This is a genomic window from Streptomyces endophyticus (assembly GCF_035798155.1).
Lineage (GTDB): Bacteria > Actinomycetota > Actinomycetes > Streptomycetales > Streptomycetaceae > Streptomyces > Streptomyces endophyticus.
The window spans coordinates 1-4808 of record NZ_JAOZYC010000045.1 but is presented as its reverse complement, the minus strand read 5'-3'; the positions used below and the strand labels follow the sequence as shown (position 1 = coordinate 4808).

Below are 4808 nucleotides of genomic sequence, written 5' to 3'. Positions count from 1 at the left end.
CGTTGTCGTCGGTTGCCAACGCTCCGCGTTGACGCCCTCCTCCGCCTTGCAGCTGCACGCCCCAGACCCCACTCGCCCGCACCGCACGTGGACGCCGTCCGCATCCGGCCTGACCCGTCAGAAGGGCCCTAGGAGCACCTCATGACCATCACCGCACCACCCGTACGCGAGGACGCGGCGCCGCCGCCCACCGCGGGGCGCCGGCTGCTCGACAAGGTGTTCAAGGCGCGCGAACTCGCCGTCGCCGCCGTGCTCGTGGTGATGCTGCTCGCCACGCAGGTCTCCAACACCGAGTTCCTGTCCCAGCAGGGCGTCAAGGACCTCCTCCTGAACGCCACCATCCTCGTCCTCGTCGCCACCGGTCAGGCGATCGTCGTCATCACCCGCAACGTCGACCTGTCCGTCGGCTCGGTGCTCGGCATCTCCGCCTTCGCCGCCGGTGACTACCTTCAGGGCGGCGGCAGTTCACTGATCGCCGTCGTGTACGCCGTCGCCATCGGCACCGTCTTCGGCGTCCTCAACGGCGCGCTCGTCAGCCTCGGCAAGGTGCCCGCCCTCGTCGTCACCCTCGGCACGCTCTACGTGGTGCGCGGCATCGACTCCATCTGGGTCGGCTCCCAGCAGATCGTCGCCGCCGACCTGCCCGACGCCTTCGTCGACTTCGGCCACGACGGCATCTGGATCGTGCCCTACCTGGCGCTGCTCGCCGTCGCCGTCCTGCTCTGCGTCGGCTACTACCTGCGCAGCTACCGCAGCGGCCGCGAGATGTACGCGCTCGGCTCAAGCCCCGAGGCCGCGAACCTCGCCGGCATCCCCGTCCGCAAGCGGATCATGACCGCGTACGTGCTGTGCGGCGCGCTCGCCGGACTCGCCGGCGCCCTCTACCTGGCGCGCTTCGGCAACGTCGACTCCGGCACCGGCAACGGCTACGAACTCACCGTCGTCAGCGCCGTCGTCGTCGGCGGCGTCGCCTTCACCGGCGGCGCCGGAACCGTCTACGGCGCCGCGCTCGGCGCCCTGCTGCTGACCTCCATCAACAGCGTGCTGCCCGCCATCGGCGTCAGCTCCGTCTGGGTCACCGCCATCAACGGAATCCTGCTGCTGCTCGCCATCGCCGTTGACCGGATCGTCGCGCTGCGCGTCGCCGCAGTGCTGCGCAAGCAGGCCGCACAGATGAGGAGCGCCCGCCATGCCTGATTCCCTGAAGCACTCGGTCCGTTGGGATACCGCCGTCGGCGCCCTGCTCGTCGTGCTGCTGCTCTGCTCGTTCGCGTTCGTCGACAACTTCGGCAACGCGCTGAACCTGTCGTTCCTGATCGGCAACACCCTGCCCATCGCGATCATCGCGCTGCCGATGACGATGCTGGTCATCTCCGGCGAGGTCGACCTGTCGGTGGGCTCCACGGTCGGCCTGTCCGGCGCCGTGATGGGCGCGCTGTGGAACAACGGCATGGCCATCGAGACGATCATCCCGCTGTGCCTGCTGCTCGGCGTCGTCTGCGGACTGATCAACGGGCTGCTCGTCACCCGCCTCGGCCTGCCCTCCCTCGCCGTCACCATCGGCACCATGGCCGCCTACCGCGGCATCGCCCAGATCGTCCTCGGCTCCGACTCGGTCACCGACTTCCCCTCCCAGTACCTGGACTTCGGCGCGAACCGGATCGGCGACACCTTCATCCCGTACGCCGCCCTGCCCTTCGTCGTCCTGCTCGCCATCGCCATCGTCGTGCTGCACGCCACCCGCGTGGGCCGCTCCCTCTTCGCGATCGGCGCGAACGAGGAGGCCGCCCGGTTCGCCGGGGTGCGCGTCAAGCGGCTCAAGCTGTCGATGTTCGTCACGACGGGAGTGCTCTCCGCGCTCACCGGAGTCTTCTGGGCCCTGCACTACGCCAGCGCCCGCTACGACAACGCCACCGGGCTCGAACTCTCCGTCATCGCCGCCGTGTTGCTCGGCGGCATCGACTTCGACGGAGGCAAGGGAACGCTCGGCGGCGCCATCGCCGGTGTGTTCCTGCTCGGCTCGCTCCAGAACGTGATGAGCCTGCTCAACGTCTCCGCGCAGTCGCAGATCGTCGTCACCGGCGTGCTGCTCGTCATCTCCGTGCTCGCGCCGCGCGTCGGCCGCCAGATCGCACAGGCGAGGAGCCGCAAGAGGACGGCAGCAGCCGCCCCCGTCGCCCCGTAGCCCCACTTCCCGTAAGGAAACGCCATGAACGCATCCACCCGCCGGCTGTCCGCCGCGCTCGCCGTCTCCACCGCTCTCATGGTGGCCGCCACCGCCTGCGGCGGCACCACCAAGTCGGACTCCAACAAGGACGACGCCAAGTCCGCCGCCGCGGGCAAGGCCGACCCGAACGCCAAGACCAAGAAGGGCCTCACGGTCGCCTTCCTGCCCAAGCAGGTCAACAACCCGTACTTCACGACCTCCGACAACGGCGGCAAGAAGGCGGTGCAGCAGCTCGGCTCGACGTACAAGGAGGTCGGCACCAGCTCCGGCACCGACACCTCCGGACAGGTCTCCTACGTCAACACCCTCACCCAGCAGCAGGCCGACGCCATCGCCGTGTCCGCGCAGGACCCTGGCGCGCTGTGCACCGCGCTCAAGCAGGCGATGAAGAACGGCGTCAGCATCGTCACGTACGACTCCGACACCAAGGTCGACTGCCGCAACGCCTTCGTCTCGCAGGCCTCGGCCGAGGACCTCGGCCGCACCCAGGTGCAGCAGATCGCCAAGCAGATCGGCAACAAGGGCGAGATCGCGATTCTCTCGGCGGCACAGACGGCCACCAACCAGAACACGTGGATCAAGTACATGAAGGACGAGCTGAAGAAGCCCGCCTACAAGGACATCAAACTCGTCACGACCGCCTACGGGGACGACGACGCCCAGAAGTCGTTCCAGCAGACCCAGGGCCTCCTCCAGGAGCACCCGAAGCTGAAGGGGATCGTCTCCCCGACCACGGTCGGCATCAAGGCCGCGGCCCAGTACCTGGCCGGCTCCAAGTACAAGGGCAAGGTCAAGCTGACCGGCCTCGGCACGCCCAACGACATGCGCGCCTACGTCAAGAACGGCACCGTCGAGGCCTTCGAGCTGTGGGACCCGGCCAAGCTCGGCGCGCTCGCCGCACACACCGCCGTGGCCCTGGAGTCCGGGCAGATCACCGGCAAGGCGGGGGAGAAGTTCAAGGCCGGCGACATGGGCGAGTACACGATCGGGAAGGACGGCGTCGTCACCCTCGGCAAGCCGACCGTCTTCAACAAGTCGAACATCGACGACTACAAGTTCTGAGCGGGAAACGACACATGAGTGACATGCAACGCGTCTGCTTCCTGCTCAAGGTCAAGGCCGACCGCATCGACGAGTACCGGGCGCGCCACGCGCACGTATGGCAGGAAATGCAGGACGCCCTGACGGCCACCGGCTGGCACAACTACTCCCTCTTCCTGCGCGAGGACGGACTGCTCGTCGGATACCTGGAGACGGAGGACTTCGACAAGGCCCGCGCGGCCATGGACGCCACCGACGTCAACGCCCGCTGGCAGGCCGAAATGGGCGGGTTCTTCGAGGCGTTGGACGGGCAGGCGCCCGACGCCGCGATGCGCCCGCTCACCGAGGTCTTCCACCTTGCGTGAACGCGCCGAGGGTGGGCCGTCGGTCGGCATCAAGGACGTCGCCCGGGAGGCGGGTGTCTCGGTCGGCACCGTCTCCAACGTCCTCAACCAGCCCGACCGGGTCTCCGGGCCCACCCGCCGCCACGTCCAGCAGGTCATCGCCCGCCTCGGCTACGTACGCAGCGAGTACGCCCGCCAACTGCGGGCCGGGCAGAGCCGGATCATGTCCCTGCTCGTCCTCGACATGGGCAACCCGTTCTTCGTGGACCTCGCGCGCGGCGCCGAACGCGCCGCGCGCGAGGCCGGGCTCGGCGTGATGGTGTGCAACAGCGCGCAGAGCCCGGCCGTGGAGGCCGAATACCTCTCCATGTTCGCCGAACAGCGGGTGCGCGGGGCCCTCATCACTCCGGCCGATCCCAGCGGCGCGACGCTCCGCGCGTTTCGCCGCCATGGCATTCCGTACGTCGTCGTGGACCGGGTCGCGGGCGACGAACCGGGCTGCTCGGTGGCGGTCGACGACGTGGCGGGCGGCACGCTCGCCCTCCGCCACCTCGTCGACGCGGGCCACCGCTCCCTCGCCTACGTCAGCGGCCCACCCCACCTCAAACAGGTGCAGGACCGCCGCGAGGGCGCCCACAAAGCGCTCGCCGAGGCAGGCCTGCCCGCCTCCCACCTGTACGAACTCCCCACGGACCGCCTCGACGTAGCAGCCGGCCGCGACGCGGGCGCCCGCCTCCTGGGCCTGGCCCACCGCCCCACGGCCGTCTTCTGCGCCAACGACCTCCTGGCCCTCGGCGTCCTCCAGTCCCTCTACGCGGCCGGGGTCCGAGTCCCGGACGACATGTCCCTGGTCGGCTACGACGACATCGAATTCGCCTCGGCGGCCACGGTCCCCCTCACCTCGGTCCGCCAACCGGCCACCACCCTGGGCACCATCGCCGCCCACCTCCTCCTCCAGGAAACGGGCCCCCACGCGACGGACCACCACCACGAACACATCGTGCTGCGGCCGGAGTTGGTGGTGCGGGGGTCGAGCCGGGGTCCGTGCTGAGCTCACCCGTGCGGCACCCCCTGACTGAGGGCGTTACTCAACCGCCCGTCGCACGCCCGTGCAAGCGACTAGGACTTGTCCGGCCGATCATGTGACTGGTCCGCGCGGGAGTCGTTGATGGGGCCATGGGGCGGGGCGATCTGAC

General features: G+C 69.3%; 5 protein-coding genes. All 5 read left to right on the top strand.

What is annotated here, in order from left to right; genetic code table 11:
* The first annotated feature begins 141 nt into the window (after nt 1–141).
* From OKJ99_RS07180 to OKJ99_RS07160, 5 genes are read left to right on the top strand one after another with little or no spacing between them, the layout of a single operon-like run.
* Nucleotides 142–1197 (top strand): ABC transporter permease, encoded by a 1056-nt coding sequence (locus OKJ99_RS07180; RefSeq protein WP_326014948.1) that lies wholly within the window; start codon nt 142–144, stop codon nt 1195–1197.
* Nucleotides 1190–2185, top strand: a complete 996-nt coding sequence (locus OKJ99_RS07175) for an ABC transporter permease (protein WP_326014947.1) — start codon at nt 1190–1192, stop codon at nt 2183–2185. The genes OKJ99_RS07180 and OKJ99_RS07175 overlap by 8 nt, the downstream gene beginning before the upstream one ends.
* A 24-nt stretch (nt 2186–2209) precedes the next feature.
* Nucleotides 2210–3289: a rhamnose ABC transporter substrate-binding protein gene (gene rhaS / locus OKJ99_RS07170; RefSeq protein WP_326014946.1), complete on the top strand. Its 1080-nt coding sequence runs from the start codon at nt 2210–2212 to the stop codon at nt 3287–3289.
* A gap of 23 nt (nt 3290–3312) precedes the next feature.
* The gene (locus OKJ99_RS07165; protein ID WP_326014949.1) at nt 3313–3633 is read left to right on the top strand and encodes an L-rhamnose mutarotase; all 321 of its coding nucleotides are present in this window, start codon (nt 3313–3315) and stop codon (nt 3631–3633) included.
* On the top strand, nt 3626–4663 hold the full coding sequence (locus tag OKJ99_RS07160) for a LacI family DNA-binding transcriptional regulator (protein WP_326014945.1): 1038 nt from the start codon (nt 3626–3628) through the stop codon (nt 4661–4663). Before OKJ99_RS07165 ends, OKJ99_RS07160 begins: the two co-directional genes overlap by 8 nt.
* Nucleotides 4664–4808: the final 145 nt, after the last annotated feature.